We start from the raw sequence: 16,373 nt of genomic DNA, 5'->3' as shown, positions 1-16,373 counted from the left end.
CTAGCCTCAGGAAAACATGGAGGAATGCCTGTTGGACGAATTCAAACTCGACCGTCGGCTGGAGAGCGATAGCGACCGAGTTATTCAGACCGGGCTCTGCGATCTCAGGCTGTCGAAGGACGCCCGCTGGCCGTGGCTGATTCTCGTGCCACGCAGAACGGATATCAGCGAAGTCTTCGAACTGACGCCCCTCGATCAGGTGTTGCTGACATTCGAGACGGAGATGGTCGCCTCCGCCCTGAAGAAGATCACCGGCGCCACAAAAATCAATATTGGGGCCCTTGGCAACATCGTCCGTCAGCTTCATGTTCATGTCATTGCCCGCTTCGAAGGCGATGCCAATTGGCCAAATCCCGTCTGGGGTTTTGGCAAGGCTGAACCTTACGCGGCGGATAAGAGAGATGACCTTATAGAGAAGTTGCGGGAAGCCCTTTCATCATGAGCCGTTCGCTTTTCGATTCGGATGTTCCGCATCCGGAACCCAGTAGCCTGACTGCCTTCGCAGCCAATGACCTGATCCGTGATTCCGAACATCGCGACGAGACATCCGTCGACAAGGCGCTTGCCAAGGAAGGAACGCATATCTTCGCCTTTGCCGGCGACAAGCTGGTCTTGAAGCATGACGGGCAGGTGCTTGATCCGCTGTTTGCACGCTACGAGCTGAAGGACCTGCGGCCCAACTGGGATGAGACCGTCCTGCTCGGCTATCGAAAAACCGGGGAGCCGCGCCTTGCCGTGCCGGTGGGTGTTCCGGAAGAAGAGTTGGCCAGCCATTACAAGCCTTCGGATGGCCGTTCGCTATTTCGCGAGATGCTGATCGACGAGGTTCTACTCGGGGAGTTTGCGCAGGGAGCGAGCCTCATCCGCTGGAACCGCGACAACAAGTTCTGCGGCCGCTGCGGCTCGACCATGGAGATCCATATCGGCGGCTACAAGCGCGTCTGCACAGCCTGCGGACATGAAATCTTCCCGCGCACTGACCCCGTCGTCATCATGCTCACGATCGACGAGGAGCGCGATCTCTGCCTTCTTGGCCGCAGCCCGCATTTCGCTCCGGGCATGTATTCCTGTCTTGCCGGTTTCGTAGAACCGGGTGAGACGATCGAGAACGCTGTGCGCCGTGAGACGCTGGAAGAATCCGGAATTCATACCGGACGGATCCGCTATCACGCTTCGCAACCCTGGCCGATGCCCCATACGCTGATGCTTGGCTGCTTCGCCGAAGCCAAGTCCAAGGACGTCAAGTACGATACCCAGGAGCTGGAGGACTGCCGCTGGTTCACGCGTGAAGAAACGCTTGAGATGCTTGAACGCCCCGGCGTGACCGGCAAGGCACCACCGCCCAAGGGGGCGATCGCCCATCGGCTGATGCGCGATTGGATAGAGTGGAAAAGCAATAAGGCCTGACAGAACGAGGCCCTGACATGGCACGCTCCGAACGCCTTCTGACGTTGCTGCAAACCCTGCGGCGCTATCGCCGGCCGGTCAGCGGCGCTGTGCTTGCCACCGAAACTGGCGTCAGCATCCGCACGCTTTATCGCGATATTTCGAGCCTGCAGGCACAGGGCGCCTTGATCGAAGGAGAGCCAGGTCTCGGCTACGTGTTGAAGCCGGGTTTCATGCTGCCACCGATGATGTTTTCGCAGGACGAGATCGAGGCGCTCGTCCTCGGTTCGCGATGGGTTGCGCGCGCCGCCGATCCACGCCTTGCCGCCGCCGGCGCCGATGCCCTCGCCAAGATCGCCGACGTGCTGCCGCAGGAGATGCGAGACGAGATCGAGACCTCGACGCTGCTCGTCCATCTCCGACCGCCCGTTGCCGACAAGGCTGATCTCAGTGCCATTCGCAAGGCGATTCGCGCCGAACGAATCCTCAAGTTGACCTACTCGGATGAGGGCGGAACCGTCTCCGTCCGCAATATCTGGCCTTTCGCGCTGAGCTATTTCGAGCAGGTGCGGGTTGTCGTTGCCTGGTGTGAATTGCGTCAGGATTACCGCCACTTCCGCACCGACCGGATCGTCGAAATGATCCCTCAGGACGGCCGTTATCCGCGCCGGCGCGCGGTCCTGCTCAAGGAATGGCGAGACCAGCAAGATATTGCATCCTGACCGCGACACTACTGCCATAAACTGACAGTGGTCAGCGCTATTATCGGTACCAATCCAATAGGAGGACCGATGATGATGAGCCTGAACCTGAGCCGATCTACGCGCGGCAACCATGCTGTCGACGAGACCTCTTCCGATGCAGGATATCCGCAATCCACGCTGCTGCGCATGATGCTGAACGCGTCGCGCCAGATGGCGCATCGCAGGTGTTCGCGCCTCGATCCGGACACCATGCCCGAGTGGAAGAAACGCGATCTCGGCTTCGTCGATTGGGTCAGCCCCTGCCACGAAGGCTAGCCGCACACGACACAACTCCCAAGACGCATGACCGACCGCCGCCGCTGCCAACGAGGCAGCGGCGTTTCTTCGCCTGCCAACCTGTCACAACGAGGACGACCCGATGAACAGCCCGAACCTCATCATTCTCTACGTCAAGGACCCGGCCACAAGTGCCGGTTTCTACCGGTCCTTGCTCGGCCGAGAGCCTGTCGCCGAAGCCCCGAACTTTGTCGCCTTCGCGCTTGATGGCGGCTTCACGCTCGGCCTCTGGCGGCTGAGCAAGGTTACCCCGCAGCCGTCCGCTACGGGCAGCCGCGCCGAGATCGCCTTCATGGTTCCCGGCGAGAACGGCGTGTCGACGCTTTACGAGGATTGGCGCAAGCGCCAGTTGCCGATCGCGCAGGACCTTACGGACATGGATTTCGGCCCGACCTTCGTCGTGCTCGACCCGGACGGCCATCGCCTGCGTGTGTGTGAGCCGGACAAGTAAATCACAAAGAAAAGGGCGCCCGAAGGCGCTGCCCGAAGGCGCCCTTTTTCATTTCTGCAGTTGGCCCCGCATTGGGTGGCCCTTGTAGACGCCGAGGATGCGCACCTTCTCGGAAAAGAAGCGCAGCTCCTCCAATGCACGCCGGACATTCGGATCGTTCGGGTGACCCTCAATGTCAGCATAGAACTGCGTTGCGACGAACTTGCCGCCCAGCTGATAGCTCTCCAGCTTGGTCATGTTGATGGTGTTGGTCGCAAAGCCGCCAAGCGCCTTGTAGAGTGCGGCCGGGATGTTTCGGACGTTGAAGACAAACGTCGTGACGAGCTTCTCCTCAGCCGAGCCGCGATGCGCCCATTCCTCGTCGCGTGAAAGGATGACGAAGCGGGTGACATTGTTTTCCGTGTCCTCGACATTCTCAGCAACGATGTCGAGACCGTAGAGATCGGCGGCAAGGCGCGGCGCCAGCGCCGCCATCGAGCGGTCCCCGGTTTCCTTGACGAGCTTTGCAGCACCTGCCGTGTCGCCAGCGATCACCGGCTTCCAGCCGTGCGAACGCACGATCTTGCGGCACTGCCCAAGGGCGTGGATGTGGCTGTGAACCGTGCGGATCTCATCCTTGGTGACGCCCGGGAGCACCATCAACTGGAAGCGGATCGGCATGAAATACTCGCCGATGATGTGCAGGCGGGACTCCGGCAGCAAGTGATGAATGTCGGCGACGCGGCCAGCGATCGTGTTCTCGATCGGGATCATTCCGATATCGGCATCGCCGTTCTCGACCGCCACGAAGGCATCCTCGAACGTCTGGCACGGCAGCGGCTCCATGGTCGGAAACATGTCACGGCACGCCATGTCGGAGTTCGCGCCGAACTCGCCCTGGAAGGCGATCCTGTTGGTGGTGATGTTCATGGAAAATCCGTCATTTCGTTCTTGCGGAGAGAATGCGCCGCGCCTTTTCAAGGTCGGCGGGAGTATCGACACCGAGCGGAACCGTGTCAACGATCTCGACATCGATGCGCATGCCGGCTTCCAGCGCGCGCAGCTGCTCCAGCGACTCGCGCTTTTCCAAGGCCGATGGTCCGAGCGTAACGAAACGCTCCAAGGCCGAGCGGCGGTAAGCATAGAGGCCGATATGGTGATAAAGCGGTCCATCACCGTAGGGTGCCGTCGTGCGGGTGAAGTAGAGCGCCTTCAGGCGGCTTTCCGAGATCGGCGAGCCGACGACCTTGACGATATGCGGTGCCGTCTTGTCGGCCTCGTCCTCGATCTCGATCGTCAGTGTTGCGATGTCGACGCTCGGATCCTCCAGCGGGCGCAGCGCGGCGCGAACGGTCTCCGGCTCGATCGTCGGAAGATCGCCCTGCACGTTGACGACGAACTTGGCTTTCCCCTCCGGATCCACCTTCATGAGCGCCTCGTAAATGCGATCCGAACCGGACTGATGATCCTTGCTGGTCATGATGACTTCAAAGCCTGCCGCGGCCACGACATCATGGACCTGTTGGTCATCAACCGCGACAACCACGCGGCCAATTTCGGCTTCCTTCGCCCGCAGCGCCACCTGCACGATCATCGGCAGCCCGCAAATATCGGCGAGCGGCTTGCCTGGAAGACGGGTCGATGCCATGCGGGCCGGGATCAGCACGAGCACGTCATCTAAATTTGGACTGGTCATTGTTCGGGCCTTCTAATCCGGGCGGAAAGGTGTCAAAAAGTCTCACGCAACAGGCCATTTAGACTGTTGCAACGAATAGCCAAAAGACATAGGTTCCGCGCGATTTCAAGATGGTCCGGTTTTATGTCTGCCGGCTGCAAGGGGAGCATTGCAGATGAATTCATACGTGAATATGGCTGTGGGGGCACTGCTCGGAACGGTTTTCGTTCTGATGACCGTCTCCATCGCGTCGGAGGGAATCTTTCATTCGGAGAGCCCGGAGAAGGAAGGTTTCGCGATCGTCGCCGAAGAGGCCGCTGCCGCTGGTGGCGGCGAGGCCGCACCGGCTGCAGCCGTTCCGATCGCACAGCTACTTGCAAAGGCGGACGCCAAGGCCGGCGAGGCTGTTTTCAAGAAGTGTCAGGCCTGTCATGACGCGACCAAGGGGGGACCGAACAAGGTTGGTCCGAACCTCTTCGGTCTCGTCGATCGTCCGATCGCCACGCATGAAGGCTTTGCCTACTCGTCGGGCATGAAGGACTTCTCCAAGGGCGGCAGCGAGAAGTGGACCTTCGATCATCTGAACCACTTCCTGGCAGCACCGAAGAAGTACGTTGCCGGCACGGCAATGGGCTTTGCCGGTCTTCCGAAGGACACGGATCGCGCCAACGTCATCCTTTACCTTCACACGCTGGCCGATTCGCCGGTTCCGCTTCCGGATCCGAACGCACCGGATAGCGCGACGCAGTAAGTCGCTGCTCGGTTCCAGACGAAAATCGAAGCCCGGCTGACGCCGGGCTTTTTCTTTGCCTAGCCGCCGAGCAAAAAGGCCCAGAACGAAACGGAGATGGCGCCAAGCGCCGTCGTTAGCGTGATCGTCGAAGCTGCCAGGCTGTGGCCGACACCGAAACGGTTGGCGATCAGCCAGGCGTTGACGCCCGTTGGAACCGACGAAATCAGCACCAGGGCCGCCGTCCAGTCACTGGCAAGCCCGACCAGATGGCTCGCCGCCCAGACGCAGGCCGGCAACAGCAACAACTTGAAGGCGGAGGTGACGCTGGCGATGCCGGCGTTGCCTGAAATGCCGTATTTCTCAAGCGCCATGCCGAGTGAAATCAGCGCGACCGGCCCGGCGACACCGGCGATCTGATCGATTATGGCGCCTACCGGTCCCGGCATGGTGAGCCCTAACAGGTGCATGGCAGCACCGCCGGCCAAGCCGATCACCAGCGGGTTTTTGACGAGATTGTGGGCGATCTGGCGCACCACTTTGGCGATGCTGCGCTCCTTCTTGCCGGCGATCTTGTGCTCGGCGCGCTCCATCAGGATGGTTCCGATAATCATCATCACAGGCAGATGGACCGCGATCAGAATCGAGAGCGGCACGAGCCCCTTGTCACCGACCGTGCGCTGAACGAGCGGCAGTCCGATGAAGATGGTGTTGGCGAAGGCTGACGATACACCGGCAAGCACGCCAATGCGGTCATCGCGCCCGAAGAAGCGCGTCGCGGCGATATGGGCCGCGACCCAAGTCACTCCGACGCCCGAGAAATAGGCGATCCAGAGACGGAAGGGCGAGGCACCGTGAAAATCGGCGTTGGCGATCGTGCGGAACAACAACAGCGGCACGGCGATCTTGAAGACGAACTCGCTCAGCGCATCGCCGATCTCCGCCTTCATCAGCCGTATTTTCACGGTCAGCCAGCCGATAAGGATCATGATAAAGATGGGAAGGACGTCGAAGATGATGGCTGACATTCAATGCGGCTGCCTTGCGAGGGAATAAGCATGCCTAGCAGCAAAACGGCCGTGATGACAAACCGCCAAAACATAAAAGCAAAAAAAGCGGGCTCTGCCCAGGGCTCTGCCCGCTTTTCCGCATCCGGTCCTGCCGGATAGCCGGTCTGCAATGCTGCCAGTTCATCCGTGGTCAGCGTCACTCCGGTATCGTCGAAGGGCGTCATTCCCTTCTTCATTGGCTGCCGCTCGGAAGCCGCTCATGCCAATATCGTTGAGGATGCTTATAGGACGGGGAAATGACATGCGGATGACGGATTCCCGCTATATGAAATGCGAGGGACCACCAGCCGCACGCTTATAGGTGGGACGCAACCGGGTCGTCTTGGCATGCGCAAGCTCAGAAGTCGGCCACGGCCACCAGAGCAACGCGGTGTCCCGCTGTATTTTCAAATGCTCTTGTGCCCACCGGCAAAATCGTGCGATGTCCGATGCCGGCTGGGGAGACCAACATGGGGGTAAATTTTGCCAACAGGTAAAGTCAAGTGGTTCAACCAGGACAAGGGCTTCGGATTCATCACTCCGGATGACGGCGGAACCGACGTCTTTCTTCACATCACGGCCGCTCAACGAGGCGGGATCGACACCGTGAAAGAAGGAATGGGCATAGCGTTCGAAGTAGCGCAGGACCGTCGAACCGGCAGAACGTCTGCCGACAATGTCCGGCAAGTTTGAAAACGGTCAGTGCGGCCGAAGGGCCGCACTGACTCCGCCGCTCGGAGACGACATGAAGCGTACTTTGGCTGCCTGCCTCGTCATTCTCTTTGCCGCTGGGCCATCATTTGCCGATGACGCGAGTTCCAAACTTTCATTTTTTTACGACAGCTGCGTTTCCTCTGGCCCGGACTTCGAGCGCACGGCTGAGCGTGCGAAAGCCGACGAATGGCCTTCGATGGCAGAGGATATGGCGCTGACCTTCACCCCGATGGAGAATCCGGAAGCGCTGGAAGGATGGATCGTCAGCGGCGGCGAAGCTGAGAGCTTTCAAGCGCTGGTGGTCTCGCGGGCGGATGTCGGCGACAAAACCGTCGAAGGCTGCACGGTGGCACTGGGGGACGTCGACGCGGATGTTTTCGAGAAAGCGCTGGTCGAGAAAGTGAACGCTGTCTCGGCGGGTGAAGAGCAAGGGCAGGATCGCGTTTACAAGCGATATACCGCCACCATCAACGGGCGCAGCGAGGCGATCACCTTGACGCTCCCGCTCTATGCAAAGGGTTCCGATCAGATCATCGCCAGCACCGTGGCAGAGCAGCAGATCGAACACTAGCTCGCCGCCGTCGGCCATGCGCCCTTATCAGATGATATGAGATTTTAATGTCGGAGGCCCGTCGTCCGAATGGAACGGCTATGGCTTTGCACGCATCCTGTGACGAGAGGTCACGAACCCCGGCCGCCCGTCGAGGGCATATTCACGTGACCTGTTTGCCAACCAGCAGGAAACGTACATGCATCCCCCAAAGGAAGCCATTTGTCGTGGAGATCAAGAAAACACGTCGTCTTTTTCCAGGTCGCCATCAAAAAGCGACTTTCATTTGGAGAAAGCCAGCCCCGACGACGAAAAGCGCGCCCGCGAGGTTGCGCAGGGCACACGACCAAACGACGAAAGATAGTAGGATGGTAAGCAGGAACCTCCCCCATGAGTATTTCTTCCTCAACGGCGCACGTTCCGACGGACCGGTTATCGGCCATATCGACGGCACACCGATCCCCGCTCGCGTAGTCGACACCAGGGGCAGCCGCTATCGTTTCGTTGGAATTGCCCGTCGCGATCGACGTGGCAGGCTCGATGTCACTGCCTTGCGCAAGAACGAGTGGCTCGTAAAGCCCGACCTGATCTATGCTGCCGCTGCTTGAGACGCGCCTTTTGAACGCCGCGGTCACGGGGGGGCGGCCGGCGACATTTGACCCGTCACAGTGCATTTTTGCGATGAGATAGACGGCCCAGCGGCATTTCCGCTTCCCATGCGGCGAAAATTCGCTAAGACCGGTCACCGGCTATCACCTAACCCGGGACCTTCCCTTTCATGACCAAATTCGATGTTCTGACTGTCGGCAACGCGATCGTCGATATCATCGCGCGTTGCGACGACCAGTTCCTCATTGACAATGAGATCACCAAGGCCGCGATGAACCTCATCGATGCCGAGCGCGCAGAACTTCTCTATGCGCGCATGGGACCGGCGGTGGAGGCTTCCGGCGGCAGCGCCGGCAACACGGCCGCGGGTGTGGCGAGCTTCGGCGGCAAGGCCGCCTATTTCGGCAAGGTCGCGGAAGACCAGCTCGGCGAAATCTTCGCGCACGATATCCATGCGCAGGGTGTTCATTATCAGACACAGCCGAAGGGGACATTCCCGCCGACCGCGCGCTCGATGATCTTCGTCACCGAAGACGGCGAACGCTCGATGAATACCTACCTCGGCGCCTGCGTCGAGCTCGGGCCCGAAGACGTCGAGGCCGATGTCGTCGCCCAGTCCAAGGTCACCTATTTCGAAGGCTACCTCTGGGATCCGCCGCGCGCCAAGGAAGCGATCCGCGAATGCGCCCGTATCGCCCACGAGAACGGCCGTGAGATGTCGATGACGCTTTCCGACAGCTTCTGCGTCAACCGCTATCGCGGCGAATTCCTCGACCTGATGCGCTCCGGCACCGTCGACATCGTCTTCGCCAATCGTCAGGAAGCGCTGGCGCTCTATGAAACCGACGACTTCGAAGAAGCGCTGATCCTTATCGCCAAGGACTGCAAGATCGCGGCCGTAACGATGAGCGAGAACGGCGCCGTGATTCTCAAGGGCAGCGAGCGCTTCTACGTGGATGCGATCAAGATCAGGGAACTGGTCGACACCACAGGCGCGGGCGATCTCTTTGCCGCTGGCTTCCTCTATGGCTACACACAGGGTCGGACGCTGGAAGACTGCGGCAAGCTCGGCTGCCTCGCGGCTGGCATCGTGATCCAGCAGATCGGCCCGAGGCCGATGAAGTCGCTTGCCGAGGCCGGCAAGCAGGCGAACCTTATTTAAAGGCTTCGCCTGGATAAGCGCCCCAGATTTCCGACTGCGCCACCCATCCTTCGGCGCCGTCTATCTTGGCAAAGCACCAGTCGCCATTGCACTCGCCGATGTTCATCATGACGCCGGGCTCGAGCTTGGCGACGACGCTTGCCGACGGCTGGGCATCGCGGCGCATGTTGACGTAGACAGACTTACCCTTGCCCTTCATCCACGGGGCGGCGATTGCCGCACGCGAGCCCGACAGCAGCGATTGGTTGACCCAACCCTCGGTGCCGTCGGCATCGCGGATCTGGCGCCAGTTGTCGTATTCCTGAATGATTTCGACCGGCAGGCCGGCCTTCAGATACATCCATGAGGCCGCATAGTCGGTGCCAGGGCCGATGCGCAGGTTGACGCGCTTGGACTTGAGCGTGACGAAGCGCGGCAGCGGCAGGCCACTTGGTCCCTTTGCAGCCTGTGCGGAGGCCATTTCAGCCGTTCCCGCAGAAAGCACGAAACCGATCGCAAGGGCGAGGCAAGATTTCAGGACTTTGCTATGCATGGGACTTCCGTTTGCTCAGAGGAGGGCAGGACTGCTGCCTGATTCCGGGAATTCGACATTCCTGCGCACGCTGAGCGAGTTTTGTTTGTCTTCGCGCGCGGGTCTGGTAGAAATTCCCCGGAACGGGAAAATTATCCCGCGTCTTGGTTAAGGACCTCTGAACAAGTTAGCGCCGGCGCACATGACGACGAAGAAAAAACCGAAGGTCTACATCACGCGGAAGCTGCCCGATGCGGTCGAGACGCGCATGCGCGAACTCTTCGACGCGGAACTCAATATCGACGATGCACCGCGCTCCAAAGCCGAGCTGATCGCTGCCGTCAAAAGCGCCGACGTGCTCGTTCCGACCGTCACCGACCGGATCGATGCCACGGTGATCGAGGAGGCCGGGCCGCAGCTGAAATTGATCGCCAGCTTCTCGAACGGCACCGATCACATCGACGTCGAGGCGGCGGCTCGCAAAGGCATCACCGTCACCAATACGCCGAACGTGCTGACCGAAGACACCGCCGACATGACCATGGCGCTGATCCTCGCCGTTCCACGCCGCTTGGGTGAAGGCGCGCGGGTGCTGACCGACCATCCCGGCGAGTGGCCCGGCTGGTCGCCGACCTGGATGCTCGGGCGACGGATCCACGGCAAGCGCATCGGCATCGTCGGCATGGGGCGGATCGGGACCGCCGTTGCGCGCCGCGCCAAGGCTTTCGGCCTCTCGATCCACTATCACAACCGCAAGCGCGTCAACCCGGCGACCGAAGATGAGCTGGAGGCGACCTACTGGGAGAGCCTCGACCAGATGCTCGCCCGCGTCGACATCGTTTCTGTCAATTGCCCCTCGACACCGGCAACGTTCCATCTGTTGTCGGCCCGCCGTCTGGCGCTGCTGCAGCCGACGGCCTACCTCGTCAACACCGCCCGCGGCGACGTGATTGACGAAGCGGCACTGATCAAGAGTCTGCGGGAGGGAAAGCTGGCGGGCGCCGGTCTCGACGTCTTCGAGAATGAACCGGCGGTCAATCCGAAGCTCGTCAAGCTCGCAAATGAAGGCAAGGTCGTACTTTTGCCGCACATGAGCTCGGCGACGATCGAAGGCCGCATCGACATGGGCGACAAGGTGATCATCAACATCCGCACCTTTATCGATGGCCATCGCCCGCCGAACCGCGTGCTGCCGGGCCGCTAGGCCGGAACAGGCTTGCGCATCTCGATCGATGTCGTCCTGGTGAATCCGGGATGGGCATTTTCAGCAGTCTTCTCAAATCCCCAGCGGATAAAGACATCGTGGTTTTCGACAAGCTCGATGCGCGTTTCGAGCCTCAGTGATGGCAGGGAGTGGGACCGCGCCACCTCTTCCGAGACCGCCAGCAGCCGACGGCCGATACCCCGGCCCTGCGCGTCGGGCGCGATCGCCAGCTTGCCGACATAGAGGCAGGCTTCTTCTGGTCGCAGAAAGACGCAGCCACATAAAGCGTCGCCTTCCATTGCCGCATAGGCGATTTCAGAACGCGCCTTATCGGCAAGCGTCGTCGGCGTGAGCTTCAAGGCGGAGGATGGCGGATCGATCCGGTCGTTCATATAGGCGAACGACGACAGGACTAGCGCCAGCAACTCCTCCCAGCGTTGAAAGTCTTCATCGATCCGAATGATGTTCATGACGCCGGGCTCTGTTTCTGGCGACGCCTCTTGTAGCGGATCGTGTCGAAGCGGGCGGCAAGCGCATCATAGAGCAGCAGCCGTCCAATCAGCGGTTCGCCCGTGCCGGTGACGAGCTTGATCGCTTCCATTGCCATCAGCGTGCCGATCACGCCGGTCAGCGCACCGATGATGCCGGTCTCCGCACAGGCCGGGATCAGACCAGCCGGCGGCTTCTCGGGGAAGAGATCGCGATAGGTTGGGTTCGGTTTGCCATCCTCCACCGTCTCGTAGGGCTTGAGCACTGTGACGGAGCCATCGAAGCGACCAACCGCGCCTGTCACCAAGGGGATTTGCGCAGTCTCGGCAGCGTCGGCCGCCGTATAGCGCGTATCAAAATTGTCGGAGCCGTCGATCAGCAGATCGAAGCCTGAGAGATGGCGGCGCGCCGTGTCAGGCGAGAAGCGCTCTTCGAAGCGGATCACGTTGACGTGCGGGTTCAACCTTGCAATCGCTAAGGCGGCGCTCTGCGTCTTCAGTTCGCCGATCGTGCCGGAATCGTGGATCACCTGCCGCTGCAGGTTGGAAAGCGAAACGCGGTCGTCATCGGCGATACCGAGCGTGCCGACGCCGGCGGCTGCGAGATATTGCAGGACCGGCGCTCCCAGCCCACCGGCACCGATGACAAGCACGCGGGCGGATTTCAGTTTCTGCTGGCCTGCGCCACCGATCTCGGGAAGCAGGATATGGCGCTGATATCGCGCGATTTCTTCCGGGCTGAGCGGTTCCATGGGCGCGATGCTAGCATGGCCTTTGGTTGAGGGGGAAGCGGCATCGGTCATTCGAAAACCTTTCCATCGGCGACGGTGAAGAATTGCGCGCGCTCGCCGAGAGCGGAAAACATGGCGCAGTCCGTGCCTGTCATGAAGGCCTGGCCGCCGAGCGCGTCAATGAGGTCGAAAAGCGCAGCACGCCTGCCTTCGTCGAGATGCGCGGCAATCTCATCAAGCAAGAGAATCGGCGCATGGCCCGTGAGATTAGCCACCAGACGGGCATGGGCAAGAATCAGTCCGACCAGCAGCGCCTTCTGCTCGCCGGTGGAACAGCGCGATGCTTCCATCTGCTTTTGCCGGTGGCGGACAAGCAGATCTGCGCGATGGGGGCCGTCGAGCGTGCGGCCGGCCGCGGCATCGCGGTAGCGGCTCTCGGCAAGCATAGCCGCATAGTCATCTTCAAGATCAACGGCGGGGCGCGAGAACTGACCATCCATAAAGCCCGCAAGCTCCAGCGCAGCGGCGGGAAAGGGCGAGGTTTCGTGCGTCTCGTCGATGAGGCGGGCAAGAAGACCGAGCATCTCCTGGCGTGCCATCGCCATGGCAATGCCGAGGCTTGCCATCTGCTGTTCGAGGCCGGAGAGCCAGGCGGGATCGAAGCGACGCTCGTCGAGCAGCTTGTTGCGGCTGCGCATGGCGCGCTCGAAATCGCTGGCACGGCGGCCATGGGCCGGATCGAGCGACAGCACGAGCCGATCAAGGAAACGGCGGCGCTCGGACGAACCACCGGTGAAGAGGCCATCCATCGAGGGCGTCAGCCACAGGAGACGGAGATGGTCGGTCAGTTCATCGGCCGACTTTGCAGGCGTGCCGTTGATCCGCAGGCGGCGGGAAATGCTGTCGTCGGTGGTATCGACACCCGTGCCGATTTCCACCTCGCCTTCTATGCCATCGAGCTCCGCGAAGATCGAAAATCCGGCCGTCGCACCGACACGGGTGACATCGCCATAGGTGGCACGACGCAGGCCGCGGCCCGGCGACAGGAAGGATACGGCCTCCATCAGATTGGTCTTGCCGGCGCCATTGTCCCCCGTCAGCACCACATGCCGACCGTCGAGCGACAGCGAGACAGACGCATAGTTGCGAAAGTCGGTCAGCTTGAGACGGGACAGGGAGACCTTGTGCGGCATTCGATATCCGGATTCGTGGTGCCCGAGAGCTAAGCGCAACGGGGCCGGATGGCAAGGGTGCGGGTGTAGTCGGGATGCCGATGATGCATGGGTGCGCACCTGGATGTTGGCCACATGACCGGAGAATCGTATGATGACGTCGAGGTTGGGGGGACTTCGATGAGACGTTTGACGAAAACACGGATGGCGATCGGCGCTGTGGCGGTCTTGTTGGTCGCCTATCTGCTTGTCACTTATTTCCTCATTCCCGAAATATGGATCCATCGCGACGCCAGCCGTATTGCGGAATTCGGTCCAATGGTGACGACCACCAAGCAGGATATTCCCGGCGACCCCATCAATGTTGGGCTCGTCGGTTCGAAGGAGAACGTGCTTCGGGCATTTGCATCGGCTGGGTGGGACCCGGCCGACAAGATCACGCTGCGGACATCAGCCGAAATCGGCTTGAGCGTCGTGCTCGATCGGCACGACCTCGACGCTCCCGTGAGCCCATTGCTGTTCGAGGGCCGCCAGCAGGATCTGGCATTTGAAAAGGCCGTGGGCAAGAGCGCCGACGAGCGCCACCACGTCCGTTTCTGGCAAACCAAGAGCAGCGGTGCAGATGGGCAACCGCTGTGGCTTGGATCGGCGAGTTTTGATCGCGGGGTAGGCTTCAGCCACGATACCGGCCAGATCACCCATCACATCGCGCCTGATGTCGACGCTGAGCGAGATCTTGTTATCGGCGATCTTCAGGCAGCCGGGCAATTGTCGTCGACTTACGAGATCGCGGGCATCGGCGCCACGAGGACCGGCCGCAACGGTGGCGGCGATCCCTATTTCACCGATGGAAAGGCGCTGATCGGCGTGCTGCGCGCTGTCGGCGCCCCTTAACGCGCTTCGCCTCGCGCACCTTCATCGTCGCCAATTTGCGGTTCCAAATAGCGTCGAATAGTTGAAAAATGCGAGCCGAATCGCGAGAGGTGCGCCGTTGAAGATAGCCGCACCACAGACCATCGTTTCGCCTGACATTACCGCGAATGGCCGAACAATCCGGAGCATGATTGCGGCCACCGCTGCTGATGGCGCGCGGGTCATCAATTTCTGCGAAGGCGCACTTTCGGGATATTCGAAATCGCAGATCCTGCATTCCGAGGACTGGGCCAGCTTCGATTGGCGGCAGCAGGAGGCCGAGCTTCGGGCAATCGCCGATCTCTGTGGTGATCTTCGCATCTTTGCGGTTGTCGGCGGAGCACATCGGCTGGCGGAGGGCTACCCCCCGCACAACAGCCTGTATGTCTTTTCCGAAACCGGAGTGCTGCTTACCCGCTATGACAAGAGGTTTCTGTCGAACAGCGAACTTGGCGGCTGGTACTCTCCCGGCACCGCGCCGATCACTTTCGATATCAACGGCTACCGATTCGGTTGCGCGATCTGCATCGAAGCTACGTTTCCGGAGGTATTCCAGGAGTATGCCAATCTCGGCGTCGATGCCGTGCTCTTCTCCTCCTATGGCATTCCCGAATATTTCCAGATTGCGCTGCGCGCGCATGCGGGGCTGAACTGCATCTGGATCAGCGTTGCAACGCCGGTGCAGAAGGCCGCCAAGGGGCCGGCCAGCATCATCGGCCCGGATGGAAAATGGGTGGCGCAGTGTGCTGCCACTCCCGAACCAGGCCTGGCAACCGCGGTGTTGAACCGAGACGACCCGGCATACGACATTCCGCTGCAGAAGGCCCGACCGTGGCGCCTCAAGGCGCGACAGGGTGATATCTATCGCGAGAGGATGGCGGACGATCCCCGAAGCGAAGACCGAAGCGGCTACTGACGCGCAATGCTGCCTTGCGTCGCGGTCCCTTCATCTCGAGACGCAGATGGCCTATATGAGCGCTGTCGCGGATTGCGACGCGCCGGAGTTGACGATGGATACAGAAATTCAGGGCCGCGCGGCACATGTCGCCGCCATACGCGAGCGTGCCGAAGCCGAGATGAAGGCGATGGGCGTCGACGAGGCGTTCATCGATCGGTTGGTCGAGACGTTCTACGCCCGTGTGCTGCAGCATGCGACGCTTGGACCCGTGTTTGATGCCCGGCTTTCCGGCCGCTGGTCCGACCATATGCAGAAGATGAAGAGCTTCTGGTCATCAATTGCCTTTCGCAACGGCGCTTATGGCGGCAAGCCGGTGCAGGCGCACACGGGCGTCGCGAACCTGACGCCCGATCTCTTCCCGCAATGGCTGGCACTGTTTTCCGCGACGCTCAGCGATATCGCGCCGAACCCTGAGGCCAAGACCTGGTTCATGACGACCGCTGAACGCATCGCCAAGAGCCTGACGCTGTCGCTGTTCTACAATCCAGCACTTGACGCGCCCCAGGCCAAACCCGCCTGAGCGCCACTTCAGGCGACACGCTTGTAGAAAAATGTGGTGGCGCAGAGGCCGCCCTCCGGCCACAGCGCATAATCCGGGATGACACCGACCGGCTCCCAGCCCAGCCTGGGGTAGATCGCCTCGGCATCGCTGCCGGTTGCCGTGTCAAGCACGAGGAGCGTCTTGCCGCGGACGGCGGCTTCTCGTTCCGCATTATCCATCAGCAGACGTGCAAGGCCCTTGCCCCGGGCCGAGCGATGCACCAACAGCTTCTTCAGATCGCCGCGATGCGGCTGATTCGGCATCTGTGCGGCACCGACCTGCACCGTGCCAACGGCTCTGCCGTCGATCTCCGCCACGAGGAGCAGCGTTGCACCGGACGCGACGGCATCGGCGACGCCCTGCCAGTAAGGCTCGGCATCCGCGTTGCCATAAGGCTGCATGAAGCCGACCGAGGCGCCGCCGTTGACGCAATCGGTCAGCACGTCGCAGAGGTCGGGGATCGCCGCACGGGCTTCTGCCGCATCAAGAAGGCGGATCGTAGCTGTCATCA

23 protein-coding genes are annotated in these 16,373 nt (G+C 61.0%); 14 read left to right on the top strand and 9 right to left on the bottom strand.

Annotation, left to right across the window (positions count from 1 at the left end; all coding sequences use genetic code 11):
• Nucleotides 1–31 precede the first annotated feature (31 nt).
• The 5 genes from AC1DPR_RS14245 (at nucleotide 32) to AC1DPR_RS14225 (ending at nucleotide 2,877) form a co-directional block, all read left to right on the top strand.
• Nucleotides 32–442: an HIT domain-containing protein gene (locus AC1DPR_RS14245; RefSeq protein ID WP_026371535.1), complete on the top strand. Its 411-nt coding sequence runs from the start codon at nucleotides 32–34 to the stop codon at nucleotides 440–442.
• Nucleotides 439–1,407: an NAD(+) diphosphatase gene (nudC, locus tag AC1DPR_RS14240; RefSeq protein WP_018855401.1), complete on the top strand. Its 969-nt coding sequence runs from the start codon at nucleotides 439–441 to the stop codon at nucleotides 1,405–1,407. The genes AC1DPR_RS14245 and nudC overlap by 4 nt, the downstream gene beginning before the upstream one ends.
• A gap of 17 nt (nucleotides 1,408–1,424) precedes the next feature.
• Nucleotides 1,425–2,108 carry a helix-turn-helix transcriptional regulator gene (locus AC1DPR_RS14235; protein WP_018855402.1) on the top strand — a complete coding sequence of 228 codons (684 nt, stop codon included), beginning with the start codon at nucleotides 1,425–1,427 and terminating at the stop codon, nucleotides 2,106–2,108.
• A gap of 72 nt (nucleotides 2,109–2,180) precedes the next feature.
• Nucleotides 2,181–2,405 (top strand): hypothetical protein, encoded by a 225-nt coding sequence (locus tag AC1DPR_RS14230; RefSeq protein ID WP_477816567.1) that lies wholly within the window; start codon nucleotides 2,181–2,183, stop codon nucleotides 2,403–2,405.
• 103 nt (nucleotides 2,406–2,508) lie between these two features.
• Complete coding sequence (locus AC1DPR_RS14225; RefSeq protein ID WP_018855404.1) at nucleotides 2,509–2,877, top strand: VOC family protein; 369 nt, start codon at nucleotides 2,509–2,511, stop codon at nucleotides 2,875–2,877.
• A 48-nt stretch (nucleotides 2,878–2,925) separates the two neighbouring features.
• Here the strand turns inward: AC1DPR_RS14225 and AC1DPR_RS14220 are convergent, their stop codons facing one another.
• Together AC1DPR_RS14220 and AC1DPR_RS14215 are read right to left on the bottom strand one after the other, a co-directional pair.
• A complete protein-coding gene (locus tag AC1DPR_RS14220) occupies nucleotides 2,926–3,786 on the bottom strand; it encodes a prephenate dehydratase (RefSeq protein ID WP_018859768.1) in 861 nt (286 codons plus the stop codon).
• 10 nt (nucleotides 3,787–3,796) lie between these two features.
• Nucleotides 3,797–4,552: a 3-deoxy-manno-octulosonate cytidylyltransferase gene (locus AC1DPR_RS14215; protein ID WP_113471377.1), complete on the bottom strand. Its 756-nt coding sequence runs from the start codon at nucleotides 4,550–4,552 to the stop codon at nucleotides 3,797–3,799.
• Between the two features lie 154 nt (nucleotides 4,553–4,706).
• Here AC1DPR_RS14215 and AC1DPR_RS14210 point away from each other — a divergent pair, with 154 nt between their 5' ends.
• Complete coding sequence (locus AC1DPR_RS14210; protein WP_018859766.1) at nucleotides 4,707–5,282, top strand: c-type cytochrome; 576 nt, start codon at nucleotides 4,707–4,709, stop codon at nucleotides 5,280–5,282.
• Between the two features lie 59 nt (nucleotides 5,283–5,341).
• Here AC1DPR_RS14210 and AC1DPR_RS14205 read toward each other — a convergent pair whose 3' ends face one another.
• Complete coding sequence (locus AC1DPR_RS14205; RefSeq protein WP_113471376.1) at nucleotides 5,342–6,289, bottom strand: AEC family transporter; 948 nt, start codon at nucleotides 6,287–6,289, stop codon at nucleotides 5,342–5,344.
• Complete coding sequence (locus AC1DPR_RS14200) at nucleotides 6,247–6,495, bottom strand: hypothetical protein (protein WP_162763461.1); 249 nt, start codon at nucleotides 6,493–6,495, stop codon at nucleotides 6,247–6,249. The genes AC1DPR_RS14205 and AC1DPR_RS14200 overlap by 43 nt, the downstream gene beginning before the upstream one ends.
• A 298-nt stretch (nucleotides 6,496–6,793) precedes the next feature.
• Between AC1DPR_RS14200 and AC1DPR_RS14195 the strand changes: the two genes are divergently transcribed.
• From AC1DPR_RS14195 to AC1DPR_RS14180, 4 genes are all read left to right on the top strand, one after another.
• Nucleotides 6,794–7,003: a cold-shock protein gene (locus AC1DPR_RS14195; protein WP_018859764.1), complete on the top strand. Its 210-nt coding sequence runs from the start codon at nucleotides 6,794–6,796 to the stop codon at nucleotides 7,001–7,003.
• A gap of 52 nt (nucleotides 7,004–7,055) precedes the next feature.
• On the top strand, nucleotides 7,056–7,595 hold the full coding sequence (locus AC1DPR_RS14190) for a hypothetical protein (protein ID WP_113471397.1): 540 nt from the start codon (nucleotides 7,056–7,058) through the stop codon (nucleotides 7,593–7,595).
• A gap of 347 nt (nucleotides 7,596–7,942) precedes the next feature.
• Entirely contained in the window at nucleotides 7,943–8,182 is a 240-nt protein-coding gene (locus AC1DPR_RS14185; RefSeq protein WP_062375539.1) for a hypothetical protein, read from the top strand.
• 170 nt (nucleotides 8,183–8,352) lie between these two features.
• Entirely contained in the window at nucleotides 8,353–9,345 is a 993-nt protein-coding gene (locus tag AC1DPR_RS14180; protein ID WP_018859761.1) for an adenosine kinase, read from the top strand.
• On the opposite strand, the gene AC1DPR_RS14175 is transcribed toward AC1DPR_RS14180, so the two are convergent.
• Nucleotides 9,338–9,877: an SH3 domain-containing protein gene (locus AC1DPR_RS14175; RefSeq protein WP_018859760.1), complete on the bottom strand. Its 540-nt coding sequence runs from the start codon at nucleotides 9,875–9,877 to the stop codon at nucleotides 9,338–9,340. The two genes, AC1DPR_RS14180 and AC1DPR_RS14175, sit on opposite strands and share 8 nt — an antisense overlap.
• A gap of 181 nt (nucleotides 9,878–10,058) precedes the next feature.
• Here AC1DPR_RS14175 and AC1DPR_RS14170 point away from each other — a divergent pair, with 181 nt between their 5' ends.
• Complete coding sequence (locus tag AC1DPR_RS14170; RefSeq protein WP_018859759.1) at nucleotides 10,059–11,060, top strand: 2-hydroxyacid dehydrogenase; 1,002 nt, start codon at nucleotides 10,059–10,061, stop codon at nucleotides 11,058–11,060.
• Here AC1DPR_RS14170 and AC1DPR_RS14165 read toward each other — a convergent pair.
• From AC1DPR_RS14165 to recF, 3 genes are read right to left on the bottom strand one after another with little or no spacing between them, the layout of a single operon-like run.
• The gene (locus AC1DPR_RS14165; protein ID WP_025659715.1) at nucleotides 11,057–11,530 is read right to left on the bottom strand and encodes a GNAT family N-acetyltransferase; all 474 of its coding nucleotides are present in this window, start codon (nucleotides 11,528–11,530) and stop codon (nucleotides 11,057–11,059) included. The genes AC1DPR_RS14170 and AC1DPR_RS14165 overlap by 4 nt on opposite strands.
• A complete protein-coding gene (locus AC1DPR_RS14160; protein WP_113471373.1) occupies nucleotides 11,527–12,351 on the bottom strand; it encodes a molybdopterin-synthase adenylyltransferase MoeB in 825 nt (274 codons plus the stop codon). Before AC1DPR_RS14160 ends, AC1DPR_RS14165 begins: the two co-directional genes overlap by 4 nt.
• Nucleotides 12,348–13,472 carry a DNA replication/repair protein RecF gene (gene recF / locus AC1DPR_RS14155; protein WP_113471372.1) on the bottom strand — a complete coding sequence of 375 codons (1,125 nt, stop codon included), beginning with the start codon at nucleotides 13,470–13,472 and terminating at the stop codon, nucleotides 12,348–12,350. The genes AC1DPR_RS14160 and recF overlap by 4 nt, the downstream gene beginning before the upstream one ends.
• Before the next feature lie 159 nt (nucleotides 13,473–13,631).
• Between recF and AC1DPR_RS14150 the strand changes: the two genes are divergently transcribed.
• From AC1DPR_RS14150 to AC1DPR_RS14140, 3 genes are all read left to right on the top strand, one after another.
• On the top strand, nucleotides 13,632–14,345 hold the full coding sequence (locus AC1DPR_RS14150) for an LssY C-terminal domain-containing protein (protein ID WP_477816566.1): 714 nt from the start codon (nucleotides 13,632–13,634) through the stop codon (nucleotides 14,343–14,345).
• A 97-nt stretch (nucleotides 14,346–14,442) separates the two neighbouring features.
• On the top strand, nucleotides 14,443–15,279 hold the full coding sequence (locus AC1DPR_RS14145; RefSeq protein ID WP_477816565.1) for a carbon-nitrogen hydrolase family protein: 837 nt from the start codon (nucleotides 14,443–14,445) through the stop codon (nucleotides 15,277–15,279).
• A gap of 94 nt (nucleotides 15,280–15,373) precedes the next feature.
• Nucleotides 15,374–15,841 carry a group III truncated hemoglobin gene (locus tag AC1DPR_RS14140; protein WP_477816564.1) on the top strand — a complete coding sequence of 156 codons (468 nt, stop codon included), beginning with the start codon at nucleotides 15,374–15,376 and terminating at the stop codon, nucleotides 15,839–15,841.
• A gap of 8 nt (nucleotides 15,842–15,849) precedes the next feature.
• Here the strand turns inward: AC1DPR_RS14140 and AC1DPR_RS14135 are convergent, their stop codons facing one another.
• Nucleotides 15,850–16,371, bottom strand: a complete 522-nt coding sequence (locus AC1DPR_RS14135) for a GNAT family N-acetyltransferase (RefSeq protein ID WP_477816563.1) — start codon at nucleotides 16,369–16,371, stop codon at nucleotides 15,850–15,852.
• Nucleotides 16,372–16,373 lie beyond the last annotated feature (2 nt).

It is taken from the genome of Rhizobium sp. 01T417, assembly GCF_056398905.1.
Note: the sequence above shows the minus strand (reverse complement) of the source record. Positions and strands in the feature narration are given on the sequence as shown.

Excerpts from the sequence above, each read along its gene's own strand:
- nudC (WP_018855401.1), top strand. The coding sequence starts at position 439 with ATGAGCCGTTCGCTTTTCGATTCGGATGTTCCGCATCCGGAACCCAGT.
- AC1DPR_RS14235 (WP_018855402.1), top strand. The coding sequence starts at position 1,425 with ATGGCACGCTCCGAACGCCTTCTGACGTTGCTGCAAACCCTGCGGCGC.
- AC1DPR_RS14230 (WP_477816567.1), top strand. The coding sequence starts at position 2,181 with ATGATGAGCCTGAACCTGAGCCGATCTACGCGCGGCAACCATGCTGTC.
- AC1DPR_RS14225 (WP_018855404.1), top strand. The coding sequence starts at position 2,509 with ATGAACAGCCCGAACCTCATCATTCTCTACGTCAAGGACCCGGCCACA.
- AC1DPR_RS14220 (WP_018859768.1), bottom strand. The coding sequence starts at position 3,786 with ATGAACATCACCACCAACAGGATCGCCTTCCAGGGCGAGTTCGGCGCG.
- AC1DPR_RS14215 (WP_113471377.1), bottom strand. The coding sequence starts at position 4,552 with ATGACCAGTCCAAATTTAGATGACGTGCTCGTGCTGATCCCGGCCCGC.
- AC1DPR_RS14210 (WP_018859766.1), top strand. The coding sequence starts at position 4,707 with ATGAATTCATACGTGAATATGGCTGTGGGGGCACTGCTCGGAACGGTT.
- AC1DPR_RS14205 (WP_113471376.1), bottom strand. The coding sequence starts at position 6,289 with ATGTCAGCCATCATCTTCGACGTCCTTCCCATCTTTATCATGATCCTT.
- AC1DPR_RS14200 (WP_162763461.1), bottom strand. The coding sequence starts at position 6,495 with ATGACGCCCTTCGACGATACCGGAGTGACGCTGACCACGGATGAACTG.
- AC1DPR_RS14190 (WP_113471397.1), top strand. The coding sequence starts at position 7,056 with ATGAAGCGTACTTTGGCTGCCTGCCTCGTCATTCTCTTTGCCGCTGGG.
- AC1DPR_RS14185 (WP_062375539.1), top strand. The coding sequence starts at position 7,943 with ATGGTAAGCAGGAACCTCCCCCATGAGTATTTCTTCCTCAACGGCGCA.
- AC1DPR_RS14180 (WP_018859761.1), top strand. The coding sequence starts at position 8,353 with ATGACCAAATTCGATGTTCTGACTGTCGGCAACGCGATCGTCGATATC.
- AC1DPR_RS14175 (WP_018859760.1), bottom strand. The coding sequence starts at position 9,877 with ATGCATAGCAAAGTCCTGAAATCTTGCCTCGCCCTTGCGATCGGTTTC.
- AC1DPR_RS14170 (WP_018859759.1), top strand. The coding sequence starts at position 10,059 with ATGACGACGAAGAAAAAACCGAAGGTCTACATCACGCGGAAGCTGCCC.
- AC1DPR_RS14165 (WP_025659715.1), bottom strand. The coding sequence starts at position 11,530 with ATGAACATCATTCGGATCGATGAAGACTTTCAACGCTGGGAGGAGTTG.
- AC1DPR_RS14160 (WP_113471373.1), bottom strand. The coding sequence starts at position 12,351 with ATGACCGATGCCGCTTCCCCCTCAACCAAAGGCCATGCTAGCATCGCG.
- recF (WP_113471372.1), bottom strand. The coding sequence starts at position 13,472 with ATGCCGCACAAGGTCTCCCTGTCCCGTCTCAAGCTGACCGACTTTCGC.
- AC1DPR_RS14150 (WP_477816566.1), top strand. The coding sequence starts at position 13,632 with ATGAGACGTTTGACGAAAACACGGATGGCGATCGGCGCTGTGGCGGTC.
- AC1DPR_RS14140 (WP_477816564.1), top strand. The coding sequence starts at position 15,374 with ATGGATACAGAAATTCAGGGCCGCGCGGCACATGTCGCCGCCATACGC.
- AC1DPR_RS14135 (WP_477816563.1), bottom strand. The coding sequence starts at position 16,371 with ATGACAGCTACGATCCGCCTTCTTGATGCGGCAGAAGCCCGTGCGGCG.